Below are 13,813 nucleotides of genomic sequence, written 5' to 3'. Positions count from 1 at the left end.
ATGAAAAACTCTGTCTCTCTCACCGCGTCCCTCGCCGCAGCAGCCGTGACCGCAATTTCGGTTTTGGCGCCAAACACATCTGCTGCAGAAGAATACAACATGTGCAACTGGGAAACGATCCCAACTGCGGTTTTGAACCGCATCGAAAGGCGCCCCGACTACAATGAAATCCTGCAACGGATGTTCAAGTATTGCCCCGAAAGTGCGTTGGGGCTGACGGACCGGCCAACAGCGTCGATCGGATTGGGCGCGGATCCTGAAGAAGGTGACGCCCTTGACCGGTCACGCGGCAATGGTCCGTCGCGCACGGCAGGCGACCCCGGTGGTAGCACGCCCGGCGGCGGCGGTGGCACCCCAGGTGGTGATGGCGGTACGCCCGGTGGCGATGGCGACACGCCCGGCGGTGGCGGCGACAACCCGGATGATCCCGGCGGCAACGGTGACAACCCAGGCGGTGGCGGCGTATTGCCAGGCTGATCGACCTTGCGATGAGTGATCGGGTCCGCTCGATACACCCTCAACATTCGTTTGATACGAGGAAAAGGGCATCCAATGGGGTGCCCTTTTTGAATTCATAACGACGGTTGGTCCGTCGAATTCGGCGTATCGCGATCGGACATCGCCGTCTTAACGAGATGCGGTCGGTTTATCGGTGATCAGCCCACCCGCAAGCACAGCATCCCAGCGGTTGAGCGCCTTTGGATTTTGCAGCTTCAGGAAGGTATACCCTGTCGCTTCCCAAGCCACGATCTTGTTGGTCAGATTGTCGAGCACCAGATCTCCGCTCTGCGTCCGGAGAATAAGAACGGCATGGCTGTTCAGCCTACGATCCAGCACCGTCGCGATCAAAAGATCCTGCGAGGCCACGCCTCTTTCAACCAGCATTTTCTTCTTCAACAAGACGAGGTCTTCGCAGTCACCACCGCGCGACGTGGGCAGTGCCCAATGCTCTGCTTTGCCATACTGCTGTTGATCTTCGATCTCGCGGACCTGACGATTCACTTGGCGATTGACCTTGGTTGCCAGCTTGACAACGGCGTCATTGCTGAGCGCTGAATAGCCGGTGCTTGCACAGGCCCAATTATACTTCGCACAAAGCCCGGAGAAACCTGGCGGGGCCTTAATCGACCGCTGTGCCACAAGAAAACTGCCGGAACCGGTGCCCGCGTAAGCAGGAGCCAAATGACTGGTCGCGACCACAAACGCCAAGGCGGCGCACCCCAAAGACAGAATACGACGCGTTGTTATTTTGCCGACCTTCATCAGATCGCCTTGGTCGTCAGTTTTTACACTCGCGTTAAGCACCAGCGAATTTCCCCTTGTGAATGCAGCTGCAGCCGAGCATCACAACCAAATCGGGCAATGTGGTGTCAGCATTGTGAATGTCTCAGGACAGCTAACACCCATATCTTCGCAAATCGTGAAAACGGGCCGGTACCACCCCGTTTGATCCAAGGATTGATCCATCTAAATCCCCTCATTTCGACTCAAAAGTCTCACAAAACACTTTCAATTTGACGAAATGAGACCCGGGCTGGCATCACGCCTTCGCTTCATGGCGCCGTGCCACAAAGCCGTTCCCATTCGCGTCACTTCCCCGTCCCGTTTCGCTCCGCGGTACAACAGCCTGCCCGCAGCGTTATTATGTTTAGTATGAGAACAGTAACGACATGGGCTGTCCATCGCCCGCGGTCGTTTGCGCAACATAATGCCGAATAGCGTCGGGCATCGGCGTAAAATTGATCACGAATTTGGTGAGCTTTCTCTGATAGGTAGAAAACCTACAATTCCTGCGGGATGAAAGGCCTGAAAATGCAACCGGCGGCGCCAGTTCACAAAAACCCAGACACTGCCTCAAGCACTCGTTCAGGGGCTTCCAGTTGCGGCAGGTGGCCGACGCCTTGCATAATTTCCAACCGATCCTGGCCGATCAAGCGGTGCAATGCCTTGCCTCGCGCAAGGGGGATCCAGGGATCATCCTCCCCCCACACAACCTGAACCGGGCATCGGATCGCACCAAAGAGCGGTTCAATTTCAGCGGTGTATTTTTCATCCGCCTGCGCAAACTGTTGGTAAAAGCTCTGGCTGCCCGCGTCCGTCAGCCAGGGCGCTGCCAGTTCCTGGAAATCCGCATCCGATATCTCGCTGATCAGGGCACCCTGGATGTAGGCTTCGACAATGGCGCGGTGGATATGCATCGGCAGCCCTTGAAAGGCATCCACATGTTTGCCGACGTGATCGAAAAAATCAGATCCCCAGGGGCGCATCGCCACGACGTTCATCAGCACATAGCGTTCGTAGTCACACCCATGCAGCAAATGCGCACGCAGGGTGGTCGCGCCCCCAAAATCATGCGCCATGACGGATGGCTTTTCCAATTGCCAATGCGCGAGCATTTCGGAAAACACGGCGCCCTGGACATCAAGCGACGTGCGTTGCCCGCTGCGCTTTTCAGATTGCCCGTAGCCTGGCATGTCGTACCAATAAACGGAGTACTTCCGGGACAATCGCGGAATGACACGGTGCCAACTGAACGACGACCACGGCCAGCCATGCGCAACCACCAGCGCGGGCCCTTGACCGGCTCTGCCAGCCGCCACCTTGCCGGCGGAGGTCTGGTATTCCTCAGTCAAGCGCCATTCTGACATCCGTTCGATCCAATGCGATACATCCAGGTTGGCCTGCAGAGTAGCCCCGGCCTCAGCGGATGTCCAAACCCGCTCCAGCCGATGTATGGAGCGTTTACTCTTGTCCCAAACACCTGCTGTCATCGCGTTTCAAAGGTCTTTGCGGCATGCATTCGGGGATTTCATCGCCCTGTCACAGTCCTTTGCCACACATGCAATGTTGAAACACGAACAGATGGGATACCCTGATGCGAACGATACTTGCTGCCGCCCTTGTCGCGCTTGGCTTTGGCGCAACCAGCCTTGCCGCCGATGTCTCCGGCAAGCTGGTGCTTTATACCTCGCAGCCGAATGCCGATGCGCAACGTACTGTCGATGCTTTTACAGCCCAGCATCCAGAGGTTGACGTGGAATGGATCCGTGACGGCACCACTAAAATCATGGCTAAACTGCGGGCCGAATTCGAGGCCGGTGCACCGCAGCCGGATGTGCTTTTGATCGCCGATATGGTGACCATGGAAGGCCTGGAGGCCGAGGGCCGCCTGATGCCTTATCCGGACGCCGATGTATCCGCCTATGATCCAGCGCTCATGGATGATGAGGGCCACTATTTCTCGACCAAGCTGATCACCACGGGCATCGTTTATAACACCGGCGCCGCTATGGTGCCGACCTCCTACAAAGATCTGCTGAAACCTGATGCAAAGGATAAGCTGGCAATGCCCTCGCCGCTGACCAGCGGGGCGGCCACCATTCACATGGCGTCGATCACCGGGGCTTCCGATCTGGGGTGGGACTACTACGAAGCCTTGGCGGATCAGGGCGCAAACCCGCAGGGCGGCAATGGCGGCACCTACAAAGCAATCGCCGGGGGCGAGAAACTCTATGGTTTCGTTGTCGATTTCCTCCCCATCCGGAACATGCTTGAGGGCGCGCCGGTGAAATTCGTCTTCCCCGAGGAAGGCGTCAGTGCGGTGACCGAACCCGCGGCAATCCTGTCGACGGCGCAAAACCCGCAAGCCGCGAAAGCCTTTATCGATTTCCTGATCTCGCCGGAGGGCCAGCAATTGGCGGCTGATATGGGCTATCTGCCCGCGCATCCCGCCATCACGCCCCCCGAAGGCTTCCCGGCACGCGACGCAATCAAGCTGCTGGATTTTGACCCGGCCAAGGCACTGTCTGAGGACGCCGCCAACAAAGCGCGTTTCGCTGACATTTTTGGCGGGTAAGCCTTGCTCCGCTATTGGCGCAGTGGCGAGGGGCTGACCCTCGCAGCTCTGCTTTGTGTCGCGCTGATGCTCTTTGTCTTCCCGCTTGGCTTGTTGGTCCGGGTGGGCCTGTCTGGCGATGAGGGTCTGAGCCTCGCCCCTGTGATCGAAGCGCTCGACAGCCGCGCGGTGCCACGCGCGCTTTGGAATTCGCTGGAAAGCAGCCTGCTCTCTGCCGTACTCGCGCTCCTCGGCGGCACGACCGCCGCACTGGTGCTGGGGCTGACGGATATCAGGTGGAAAGGTGCGTTCACCTTTCTCCTGCTGGTCCCGATGATGATTCCGCCCCATGTGACGGCGATTGCCTGGGCGCAGGCCCTGGGTCCCTCCTCTCCGCTATTGAAAACGCTGGGCCTGGCTCCCGAGATCGGCACCACGCACCCGCTCTATTCCCGTGAAGGGGTCATCTTTCTGCTGGGCATCCAGCATGCCCCGCTTGTGTTTCTGGTGGTTCTGGCCGCCCTGCGCAGCTTGCCGCGGGAAATGTCCGATGCCGCCCGCGTGGCAGGTGCCGGGCCCGGGCGGCTGTTGGCGCGCATCATTCTGCCGCTTCTGGCACCCACGCTGGTTGCAGGTTTTGCGCTGGCCTTCGTCTCGGCTTTGGGCAATTTCGGGATCCCCGCGCTTTTGGGCATTCCCGCGCGCTACACCACGCTGCCCGTCCTGATCTGGCAGCGGCTCGCCAGTTTCGGCCCCTCGGTCCTGTCGGATGTTGCCGCGATTGCAGCGCTGGTTGCCGTCATCGCGATCGCTGCCGTGCTGGCACAGATGTGGCTCGCCCGCCGCAGTCGCAACGCCCTGATCGGCCCGCCGCAGGCGCCGCTTTCGATTGCCCTGGGCCCCGCGCGTCCGGTGGTGGAACTGAGCATGGCCATGGTCGTGCTGGGCACGCTTGTCCTGCCGCTCACCGCGCTCTTTGCCACCGCGCTGGTCACCACCTACGGGGTGCCATTGACCGCTGAAACACTGACGGTGAAGAACTTTGCGGAGGTCCTGTTTCGGCAATCCGTGACCGCGCGCGCGTTCTTGAATTCCACCCTGATCGCGGGGATCGCGGCGATCACCATTGCCCTGCTCTGCACCCTGCTGGCGCGCTATATGGTCGCCCGGGAGCCTGGCACCCGACGGCTCGGCGCGGGCATGGCGACGCTGGCCGAAATCACCTATGCCATCCCCGGGCTGGTGATCTCGATTGCCTTCATCCTCGCCTTTATCAAGCCGCTGCCGCTCCTCAACCTGTCGATCTACAACACGCTGACGATCATTCTGCTTGCCTATCTCTGCGCCTTTTTCTCCATCGCTCTGAAACCGGTCAGCGCGGCCTATTTACAGCTCGACCCTACGCTGGACGAAGCGGCGCGTGTCGCCGGGGCCGGGTTTGGCACACGTATGCGGCGGATCACCGCGCCGCTGATCGCGCCGGCGGCGGCCTCTGGCGCCATTCTGGTGTTTCTGACCGCCTATAACGAGGTCACGGTCTCCGCACTCTTGTGGTCCTCCGGGAATGAGACCATCGGCACCACGATCTTCAACTATGAGGATGGTGGCTACACCACCTTGGCCGCAGCGATGTCTGCGGTGACGGTCGTTGCCACGGTGCTGCTGATGATCGCGCTGGACCGTCTGGGCCGTGTTGCACCACGAGGTGTCGTCCCCTGGCGTCTTTAGTCCGGCAACAGCCAGCACCCCTTGAAAGTGAGCCAGAGACCCTCGCCGACGGTGGCCGGTTGATCAAGGTCTACCATCAAGGGCGTGTCGATGCCCTCCGCCGCGGCCGTGGCCTCCCACACACCGCCACGGTAGTGCACCGATGTCAGAACCGCGGGCACCCCGTGCCCCCCGATGCCGATATCACGCGGTCGCAGGAAAGCCTGCACCGTTCCATTCTCGCGGTCGGGCGGACGCCTTGGCGCGACATTCTGGTGCCCGATCTGAACGTGCCCTGCGCGCAGGATCGCGGGCACCACGGTCCCGCGTCCAATGAACCGCGCCACCTTTGCCGAGGCTGGTTGGTCATAGATCTCCTGCGGCGATCCGATCTGCAGAAACCGGCCCGCGTCCATCACCGCCATGATATCGGCAAGCGCCATCGCCTCGCGCTGATCATGGGTGATGTAAAGCGTGGTCACGCCCGAGCGGCGATGAAAGGCTTTCAACTCCGTTTCCATCTCGCTGCGCAAATGCGGGTCGAGGTTGGCGAGGGGCTCATCCATCAAGATCGTATCGGCCTCTCCCGCAAGACAGCGCGCCAGGGCGACACGTTGCCGTTGCCCTCCTGAAAGCGCCTCGGGCCGCCGGTCTTTCATCGCCGTAAGGGCGACGGTTTCCAGATGTGCGGCGGCTTTGCCGCGCGCCGCCTCGCGGCTCAGGCCCCGCGCCTCGTAGGGGAATGCCACATTCCCCTCAACGGTCAGATGCGGCCAGAGGGCGTAGGATTGAAAGACAACGCCCACGGCCCGGTCTTCCGGCGGCAGAAACACCTCCGGCCCTGCGACCTGCGCGCCGTGCAAGGCGAGGCTGCCGCTGTCTGGTGTTTCCAGCCCGGCGATCAGCCGCAACAGCGTGCTTTTGCCACAGCCCGACGCGCCAACAATCGCAAAGAAGGCGTTTTGCGGGATGTCGAAAGAGACATCGTCAACAGCCGCAAGCGCGCCGAACCGCTTTGTCAGGTTTCGTGCCGTGATGCTCATGGTTTCGGGAAACCAGATAGCCGTGATGTGCCAGCAATCAACGGCGCCGGGGTACGGGACTTCACGCGGATCTGTAAACGGGGTTGGCCCAGGCGCGCCGCCCGGCCGCGTCGATGACGCTCACCCGCATCCACGGCGAGGCCGCAAAGCGCTCAAGCGGCACGGAAGTGCGCGTCATCGACGCCCCATGCGCGCCAACCGCTGCCGACCCACGCCCCTGCACGATTACCGAAGCAACCGCATTGGTCTCCACCACCACAGCGTTTTCCTCCCAGTGAATGGCGCGGATTTCGGGACCGGTCGAGGCGTAATAAGCCCCGTCCTTCAACGCCCTCAAAAGCGCGTCGGGGTCGTTTTCCTCCGCCTTCACCATGACCCAGCCGCCGAAGTGATCAGGCTCGGTGAAATGCGCATCATCGGTGGCGCAGAGGGTCATCTGGCGGCCCTCAGACAGCATCTGATCGAGCGTATAGAACCCATGCGGTCGATCACACCCGGTGGCACAGCCATGGTTATAGACTTCAACCGCATGGGCGGCCTCAATGGTTCGCGCGTCTTCTGTTGTCAGCCCGGACCATTCGGGGTGCGCAATGGCGACAAAAGCACCCGCATCGCGCGCCCGTCGGGCCAAGGCCGCACCGCTCTCCTGCCCCTCGATGGGCTTGAAATGAGGCGCGTTTGGCGGCTCGAAATCCTCTGGCAGGCCCACCGCCAGAATATGCCACAGCTCTCCGTTTTCCATTGCACCAGAATGCAGTTCGGCCCCAAGCAATGTGGTGAAACCCTCGCTTCGAAAGGCGCGCGTGTCGGCAATCGGATAGCCATATTGTCCGATAAAGTGGTCTGTCAGCGCAATGAAGTCATAGCCCTCGGCGCGGTAACGGCGACAAACTTCTGCGGGCTCCAGGCAGCCATCTGACAGGTTGGAATGCGTATGAAGGTTCCCGCGCCAAAACCGGCCCGGACGGTCAAATGCCAAACTGCTCATGGGTGCCCTCTTTTGTGTCATACGCTTGTTGCGCAAGGGTGTGAAAAGCATGTGACAGTTTCGCGACGTGGAGCCTTTTTTGACTGATCTCAGCGCATTACATGACATTCTGCAGGCGCAGGACTGGCCACGGGCCGAACGGCTCTTGCGCCGTGCCGCACAAAAGAAGGGTGCGCCCGCCGAGGTCTACTACAACCTCGCCAAGGTGTTGGAGGCGGGCGGCAAACCGGCGCAGCGCCAGATCTGGCTTAAACGTGCCGTCTCAGAACGCCCCGATTACGCCATGGCCTGGTTCGAACTGGGACGCGCGGCGCTGGACGATGGTGATCTTGTCGCCGCCGCGCAGGCCTTCGACACGGCTGCGCGTTTGGCTCCCGTCGATCACGAGGCCCGGCGGCTATCGGCACAGTTGGCGCTGCGGTTGGGCGATTGGGAGAAAGCAAAGGTCGGATTTGCAGAGAGTACCGACAGTGAGGCGCGTCTGGCGCGGTATCGCATTGCCGCGGAGCAAGGGGAAGACACCGCCGCAGCGCGCGCAGCACTCTTGCGGGATCCGGAAATGCGCCCTGCTGTTCTGCGCGTGCTGACCCGTACCGCGAAAGGCACGCTGCCGCTTAAACTGCCTCAGTTCGAGCGGACGTAGCCGTGACCTGTCGCAATGGACGCCTCCTCAAAGAACAGCCTGCAGGCGTTGCGCTGCAGCTCGCTGTCATATCCTTTGCGCTGCGCATGCGCGCATTTGAAGAGAAAAGGCGATGGCAGGGAAAACTGCGCCGTGCAGGCAGTTTCCTCAAGCCCGGAGGGGTATCCCTGAACCATCCAGCCCAGACATTGCGCACGCCGATCCTCATAGGCACCCGCCTGGGCCGCCCCTGCCGCAATCAGAAATCCAACAGATAAAAGTACTGCTCTCATGACCTGCCTTTTGTCATGAAAGTGTTACATTTTCCCTCAAACCGGTAAAGACCTACCTGCGGAAACGCTTCCGGTAGACCCCGGGCGCGACCGACAGCGCCTCCTGCACATCACGGTTGCTGGTAATTTCAGCCTCGGTCATCGTGGTCACCGTGAGCGATGTGTCTTTCTGAACGGGCACCACCTGGACGATGGGCGTTCCACGCGGGATCACCCCCTCGAAACCCGGCTTCAGCACGGCAGGAAAATGCACATAGCCGTCTGCAAAGAGGTCACAATCCACCACACCGGAGAGGGTCTGAAACGGCAGGTCCGGATGACCGGACGGGTGATGGAAGAGCAGCGACCAGCCCGGCTCCGCTTCCAGCGTCCAGTAGTTGATGAACTTTATGAAAATGTGATCCTGCGCCAGCGGGGAGCCATTGGCCTGCTCCGGCACATGCAGGCCGACCGGCGCGCGGGTGATCAGCGTCTCCGGCAGAACGGGCGGGTCCCACTCCCAGCTCAGCTCACCCCCACGAACCGTCAAATCGACGGGACACAGGATCAACACCCCCAACCGCATCGCGTCAATCAGCGGCGGGCAATGCTTGAGCGTGCGCACCGGCGCGCCGCCAAGGCTTGCTGCCTGCACCTCTTCGGGCATGTCGCGCAGCCAGTCGGGCAACATCCGCGCGGCGGGTATGGGTTTGGGCAACAAAGGTTCCAGGGCCGGATGGCACCGCGCGGCGATCTTCATGCGGTGGCCTTAGCGCATTTCGCGGCGGGTCAGAACCGTATGTGTCAATGCGGCCGCCACGGTTAGCACGATGATGATGGTTCCGACCGCATTGATCACCGGGGGATGACCGTTGGGATTGCGGCTCATTGCGCCAATCTCCGTCGCAAAGGTACAGGCCCCACCCTTGGCGAACATCGTGGTGTTGTAATTCTCCATCGACGCCATGAAGGCGATCACAGCCGCCGAGGCAAGAGCTGGCAGCAGGAATGGTAGCGTGATGCGCCGAAAAACGCGAAACGGGGATGCGCCCAGATCAAGGGCTGCTTCTTCGAGCTCCACCGGCTGACGTTGCAACCGCGCCATCAGGATCAGCAGCGGATAGCCCGCGATGAAAGTCACCTGCGCCATCATGATGGTGAAGAGGCCCGCGTTCACGCCAAGCCTGCCCCAGAACACCAGTGCGGACAGGCCAAGGATCACCCCCGGGGCCAGCATGGGCGACAACAGCACCCACCACAGGATACCATTTGCCCGGCTGCGCCAACGCGTCAACAGCACCGCCCCCGCGAGACCCAGCAAGAGCGACAATGGCACGACAACCACCGAGACCTGCAGCGAATTGCCGAAACAGCTCAGAAACCGATCCCGATCCAGCGACCGCAGGACCGGATCCTCGCGGATCGCGGCCTCCGACATCCAGAAAAAGTCATACCATTTGGTGGTGAACCCGCCCCATTCGGTAACAGAGGGCGGCGAGGTGTTGTTAAAGCTCGATACGATCATCAACAAAAGCGGCGCCAGCATGAAGATGAGGAAGACCCAAGTATAAAGGCTCAGCACGGTATCGGCGCTGATCCGCAGCGCGCGTGAGGGGGTTACGGATGTATCGGTCATCTTACACTCGCGAAATCTTTGAGCCGCGTCCGCATGATCCACATGAACAGCGCCACGATCAGGAAACACACCAGCGTATAGGCGAAGGAATAGGCCGCGCCGACATTGGAGTTTTCCGATTCAAAGAACTTGTTGTAGATCGTCTGACTAAACCATTCCGCCTGCAACCCGCGACTGATGATGCGCGGCACGGAGAAGGCGCCTGCCGCCAGCATGAAGGTGGCAATACAGCCCACGGCAATACCGGGTTTGGCATGCGGAATGATGACCCGCCAATGCACCCGCCAGGTCGAGGATCCAAGATCCCGCGCCGCCTCGATCTGGTTACGGTCCAGCGTCGACATCACATTGAAGATCGGGAAGACCATGAAAAGTACATAGGTGTAGACGATGACGGCAAAAACCGTCAGCGCAGAACGCTTGAACTGGATCGGGTCCGCGATTGCGCCTGCCCAGAGCAGGAATTGGTTGAGCAGGCCCTTGTTGTCGATGATCGCCGTCCAGGCATAGATGCGCATCAGCTCGACAATGGCATAGGGGATGATCAGGCCCAGAAACAGCCAGACTGCCCGTTCCGGCGGGGTTGCGAGCGCCACCTTGTAGGCAATCGGATAGCAAACCACCAAAGCCAGCCCCGTTGCGAGAACCGCAAAGACCAGCGTGCGGACGAGAATGATCAGGCCGATGCGTTCGTAGACGTCGCCCTCGACACTGTAACGCAGCCCGATGACGCCGAGCAGCTGATTGGACAGTTTGGCGTTTTCTGCCACCCGCGCGGCATCCGACAGCGGGATCAGCACCGGCTGTGTCAGGGCGGCGAAATTGCCGACGCTCAGACGCGGCGCGTTGGCCTCGCTGATCAGAAGGGATTGGTAGGTGTCACCGGCGAGCGCGGCAATCTGCCGGGCGACGTCGATCTGCTGCGCAATAGGCAGGTCATCAGTCACCGAAAGCAGCGGCAGATCATAAAGATCGTTGAACCACGCCTCTGTCCCGGCAGCGCGCACCATTTTCTTGCGCGTGGTCGCCCGGTCACATTGCAGAATGTAGGGCCTGCTTCCGGCCTGCGCCGAAGGAGCGCTCATACCCGACGCGGAGGGCACGGCCATGCCGGAGGCGGATGGAACAGCCAGACCGCCACTTTGCGCCGGTGTGTCGGGCGCTTCCGCGTACTGACCCAGAATGCTGATACAATTGAAGGCGTCGCGCTCCAACTGTGCGGCGATGGAACTGTCGAGTTGTCGTTTGGGCTTGGTCAGCGCCCGTTCCAGCATCGCCAGTTGCGGCAAAATGATCAGCACCAGCCCCCAGACCAGAACCGCGCCGACAAATACCGCGACAAGACCGCGCCCATATCCCCGGATCAGATCCGTCATTGCGCGGCAAGCTCCTCACCGCCGGTGCGGGCCAGCGGCCCCTCGGGCAGCACGACGGCGTCCTCGGAACGAAAGCCGAACTGTGCGGCATCCGCGGTCATTTGGGTCGCGCTGGTATTGGGCACGCAGACGGTGATCTGCGCGCCCGTCGGCGTGCGCAGCATCATGTTGACAAAAGCGCCTTCCAGATCGCGGCGCTCCATCCGCGCCATCATCTGATTGTCCCCGGCGTCCAGCACCATCGCCTCGGGCCGAATGAACAGTATGGCCTCATCCCCGTCCCGCAAACCCACGGGATTGCGGCCAAGAAACTGACCATGCGCGGTTTTGATATGGACATAGTCGCCGGTCACCGCCGTCACCCGACCGCGAAACTGGTTGGCTTCCCCCACGAAGGATGCAGCAAAGGCCGTGTGCGGGCTTGAGTAAATCTCATCCGCGCCGCCGACCTGCTCGATGCGCCCCGCGTTCATCACGGCGATCCGGTCGGACATCGTCAACGCCTCCCCCTGATCATGGGTGATGTAGATGAAGGTCACGCCGGTTTTCTTTTGGATGGCGCGCAATTCAGCCCGCATATGTTGGCGCAGCTTCAGATCGAGCGCTGAGAGCGGCTCATCCAGCAGCAAGACCGACGGCCCCACCGCCAAGGCCCGGGCAATGGCAACGCGCTGGCGCTGCCCGCCCGACAGCTCGGAGGGTTTTTTCTCCGCCTGATCCCCGAGGGCGACAAGCTGCAAGAGCTCATCGGCCTTTTCCCGGCGGGCGCGTTTGCCGACGCCGCGCGCTTCCAGCCCGAAGGCCACATTTTCCCAAACAGGCATCAACGGAAAGAGCGCGAGGTTCTGAAAGATCAACGCCGTCGGGCGCCCATTCGGCCCCTTGTCACGCTGATCCTCGCCCCCGATCAGGACGCGCCCCCGTGAGGGTTCGACAAACCCCGAAACCGACCGCAGGATCGTCGTTTTGCCACAGCCCGAAGGCCCCAGAATGGAAAAGAACTCGCCGGCTTCGACCTTCAGATGTGTCTCATGGACCGCGGTGAAACCGTTGGGATAGGTGATCTCCACACCGTCGAGCACAACATCCTTGCCACGTTCCATAATCCGCTCCAACCGTTGGACCAAGGCGGCCCCGCAACAAGGGACCGCCTTGGTCTTTTGAAAATCGCCTTTGGAACCCTCAGGCGTTGGTGATGATTTCGACGAACTCGTTCCGCACCGGTGCAAAGAACGGCGTATCGGCCTGCCACCACCACATGTTGCCCAGCACATCCGGCGTATAGACCTCGTTGAACTGGGCCTTGAACTCTGGCGAGGCAAACTCAGCCGCCCCGGCCACCGCCGAGTTGTAACCGGTGTTATTGGCAAACATGCCGCCGGTTTCCGGCTTCAGCATGAAGTTCATGAAGGCAACGGCCTGCTCGGGGTTTTCCGCACCTTTCAGGATGCCGAAACTGTCGAGCCAGGTCACAATGCCCTCTTTTGGCGCGCGGTAGAGGTAGTCGCTGTTTTCGCGGTTCAGCAGCAGGCCGGTGGTGTCCCAGGTCTGACCGATGATCGAACCCGCTTCCTTGAAGGCGGCTGTGGCTTCGGTCGCGTTGTTCCAGAACGCCCCGAAATTGTCCTTGCGCTCCAGGATCCACTTGGTCACTTCGCCCCAGACCCGGCGCGCATCGTCTTCCGATTTGTAGACGTCGAGCATGCGGTTGGACGGCACGGCACCAATGGCGTCGAGATAGAGCCCGGTGCCCATGATGACCGATTTCTGACGGAAGGCCGCTTTGCCCTTGGCCGCATCGGCCCATAGATCGCCGTAGGACACCTGACCCTCGATCGGCATGGCCGCCGCGTTATAGGTAACGCCCTCTGTGCCCCAATCGAACGGCAGCAGGATCTGTTCGCCCTTGAACACACCGCCCAGCCCCGCGCTGTCACGCACGAAGGAGGGGATCACGTTCTCGGTATTCACCGCGGCAGGAATGGGCGCGAAGAAGCTGTCGCCGCTGTCATCCACATAACCGCCCGAATTGGTGATGGAGGGGAACACCACATCGAACCCCTTGCCGCCATTGGCGCGCACAGTCGATTCCGCCTCGTCGTTCGAGCCATAGGTGGTCAGTTCCAGCTGGATACCGGTTTCCGCCTCAAATGCCTCGATGATGTTGGGCTGAACGTAATCCTGCCAGGCAAAAACCTTGACCGTCCCGGATGATGCCAGCGCATCGGACGCTTTCAGGATCATCGGGGCAGCAGCACCTGCCGCTGTCAGTTTCAATGCGGAGCGACGCGTGAAGCTCATAGGGGAACCCTCTTTTTTGATAATGCGTTTCAC

At 60.9% G+C, this 13,813-nt stretch carries 14 protein-coding genes; 4 read left to right on the top strand and 10 right to left on the bottom strand.

Translation table 11 applies throughout. The features are described 5' to 3' along the window. Positions 1-477 carry a hypothetical protein gene (locus Q1A63_RS17960; protein ID WP_298973276.1) on the top strand — a complete coding sequence of 159 codons (477 nt, stop codon included), beginning with the start codon at positions 1-3 and terminating at the stop codon, positions 475-477. A gap of 150 nt (positions 478-627) precedes the next feature. Here the strand turns inward: Q1A63_RS17960 and Q1A63_RS17955 are convergent, their stop codons facing one another. Together Q1A63_RS17955 and Q1A63_RS17950 are read right to left on the bottom strand one after the other, a co-directional pair. Continuing rightward, positions 628-1,263 carry a transglutaminase-like cysteine peptidase gene (locus Q1A63_RS17955; protein WP_298973274.1) on the bottom strand — a complete coding sequence of 212 codons (636 nt, stop codon included), beginning with the start codon at positions 1,261-1,263 and terminating at the stop codon, positions 628-630. Positions 1,264-1,832: 569 nt separating this feature from the next. Beyond that, the gene (locus Q1A63_RS17950) at positions 1,833-2,771 is read right to left on the bottom strand and encodes an alpha/beta hydrolase (protein ID WP_298973272.1); all 939 of its coding nucleotides are present in this window, start codon (positions 2,769-2,771) and stop codon (positions 1,833-1,835) included. Positions 2,772-2,875: 104 nt separating this feature from the next. Here Q1A63_RS17950 and Q1A63_RS17945 point away from each other — a divergent pair, with 104 nt between their 5' ends. Then, entirely contained in the window at positions 2,876-3,856 is a 981-nt protein-coding gene (locus tag Q1A63_RS17945) for an ABC transporter substrate-binding protein (RefSeq protein ID WP_298973269.1), read from the top strand. Between the two features lie 3 nt (positions 3,857-3,859). Beyond that, entirely contained in the window at positions 3,860-5,563 is a 1,704-nt protein-coding gene (locus Q1A63_RS17940; protein WP_298973267.1) for an iron ABC transporter permease, read from the top strand. Here Q1A63_RS17940 and Q1A63_RS17935 read toward each other — a convergent pair. Both Q1A63_RS17935 and Q1A63_RS17930 read right to left on the bottom strand, forming a co-directional pair. Continuing rightward, positions 5,560-6,585, bottom strand: coding sequence for an ABC transporter ATP-binding protein (locus Q1A63_RS17935; protein WP_298973259.1), 1,026 nt, complete (start codon positions 6,583-6,585; stop codon positions 5,560-5,562). The two genes, Q1A63_RS17940 and Q1A63_RS17935, sit on opposite strands and share 4 nt — an antisense overlap. A 61-nt stretch (positions 6,586-6,646) precedes the next feature. Next, on the bottom strand, positions 6,647-7,573 hold the full coding sequence (locus Q1A63_RS17930) for a CehA/McbA family metallohydrolase (protein ID WP_298973257.1): 927 nt from the start codon (positions 7,571-7,573) through the stop codon (positions 6,647-6,649). A gap of 79 nt (positions 7,574-7,652) precedes the next feature. Here Q1A63_RS17930 and Q1A63_RS17925 point away from each other — a divergent pair, with 79 nt between their 5' ends. Beyond that, a complete protein-coding gene (locus Q1A63_RS17925) occupies positions 7,653-8,216 on the top strand; it encodes a tetratricopeptide repeat protein (RefSeq protein WP_298973255.1) in 564 nt (187 codons plus the stop codon). Here the strand turns inward: Q1A63_RS17925 and Q1A63_RS17920 are convergent. From Q1A63_RS17920 to Q1A63_RS17895, 6 genes are all read right to left on the bottom strand, one after another. Beyond that, positions 8,198-8,488: a hypothetical protein gene (locus Q1A63_RS17920; protein WP_298973252.1), complete on the bottom strand. Its 291-nt coding sequence runs from the start codon at positions 8,486-8,488 to the stop codon at positions 8,198-8,200. The genes Q1A63_RS17925 and Q1A63_RS17920 overlap by 19 nt on opposite strands. A 52-nt stretch (positions 8,489-8,540) precedes the next feature. Further along, the gene (locus tag Q1A63_RS17915) at positions 8,541-9,227 is read right to left on the bottom strand and encodes a hypothetical protein (protein ID WP_298973249.1); all 687 of its coding nucleotides are present in this window, start codon (positions 9,225-9,227) and stop codon (positions 8,541-8,543) included. Positions 9,228-9,236: 9 nt separating this feature from the next. Then, on the bottom strand, positions 9,237-10,103 hold the full coding sequence (locus Q1A63_RS17910) for an ABC transporter permease subunit (protein ID WP_298973247.1): 867 nt from the start codon (positions 10,101-10,103) through the stop codon (positions 9,237-9,239). Further along, complete coding sequence (locus Q1A63_RS17905; protein WP_298973244.1) at positions 10,100-11,479, bottom strand: ABC transporter permease; 1,380 nt, start codon at positions 11,477-11,479, stop codon at positions 10,100-10,102. Before Q1A63_RS17905 ends, Q1A63_RS17910 begins: the two co-directional genes overlap by 4 nt. After that, complete coding sequence (locus Q1A63_RS17900) at positions 11,476-12,582, bottom strand: ABC transporter ATP-binding protein (protein ID WP_298973241.1); 1,107 nt, start codon at positions 12,580-12,582, stop codon at positions 11,476-11,478. The genes Q1A63_RS17905 and Q1A63_RS17900 overlap by 4 nt, the downstream gene beginning before the upstream one ends. A 79-nt stretch (positions 12,583-12,661) precedes the next feature. Continuing rightward, on the bottom strand, positions 12,662-13,780 hold the full coding sequence (locus tag Q1A63_RS17895) for an extracellular solute-binding protein (RefSeq protein ID WP_298973238.1): 1,119 nt from the start codon (positions 13,778-13,780) through the stop codon (positions 12,662-12,664). Positions 13,781-13,813 lie beyond the last annotated feature (33 nt).

Source organism: uncultured Roseobacter sp. (assembly GCF_947499265.1).
Taxonomy (GTDB): domain Bacteria; phylum Pseudomonadota; class Alphaproteobacteria; order Rhodobacterales; family Rhodobacteraceae; genus Roseobacter.
The sequence above is the reverse complement of the archived record's forward strand: the minus strand, read 5'-3'. Positions and strand labels throughout refer to the sequence as shown.

Bases quoted from the DNA above. Each gene is read 5' to 3' on its own strand.
- Q1A63_RS17960 (WP_298973276.1), top strand. From the start codon at position 1: ATGAAAAACTCTGTCTCTCTCACCGCGTCCCTCGCCGCAGCAGCCGTG.
- Q1A63_RS17955 (WP_298973274.1), bottom strand. From the start codon at position 1,263: ATGAAGGTCGGCAAAATAACAACGCGTCGTATTCTGTCTTTGGGGTGC.
- Q1A63_RS17950 (WP_298973272.1), bottom strand. From the start codon at position 2,771: ATGACAGCAGGTGTTTGGGACAAGAGTAAACGCTCCATACATCGGCTG.
- Q1A63_RS17945 (WP_298973269.1), top strand. From the start codon at position 2,876: ATGCGAACGATACTTGCTGCCGCCCTTGTCGCGCTTGGCTTTGGCGCA.
- Q1A63_RS17935 (WP_298973259.1), bottom strand. From the start codon at position 6,585: ATGAGCATCACGGCACGAAACCTGACAAAGCGGTTCGGCGCGCTTGCG.
- Q1A63_RS17930 (WP_298973257.1), bottom strand. From the start codon at position 7,573: ATGAGCAGTTTGGCATTTGACCGTCCGGGCCGGTTTTGGCGCGGGAAC.
- Q1A63_RS17920 (WP_298973252.1), bottom strand. From the start codon at position 8,488: ATGAGAGCAGTACTTTTATCTGTTGGATTTCTGATTGCGGCAGGGGCG.
- Q1A63_RS17915 (WP_298973249.1), bottom strand. From the start codon at position 9,227: ATGAAGATCGCCGCGCGGTGCCATCCGGCCCTGGAACCTTTGTTGCCC.
- Q1A63_RS17910 (WP_298973247.1), bottom strand. From the start codon at position 10,103: ATGACCGATACATCCGTAACCCCCTCACGCGCGCTGCGGATCAGCGCC.
- Q1A63_RS17905 (WP_298973244.1), bottom strand. From the start codon at position 11,479: ATGACGGATCTGATCCGGGGATATGGGCGCGGTCTTGTCGCGGTATTT.
- Q1A63_RS17900 (WP_298973241.1), bottom strand. From the start codon at position 12,582: ATGGAACGTGGCAAGGATGTTGTGCTCGACGGTGTGGAGATCACCTAT.
- Q1A63_RS17895 (WP_298973238.1), bottom strand. From the start codon at position 13,780: ATGAGCTTCACGCGTCGCTCCGCATTGAAACTGACAGCGGCAGGTGCT.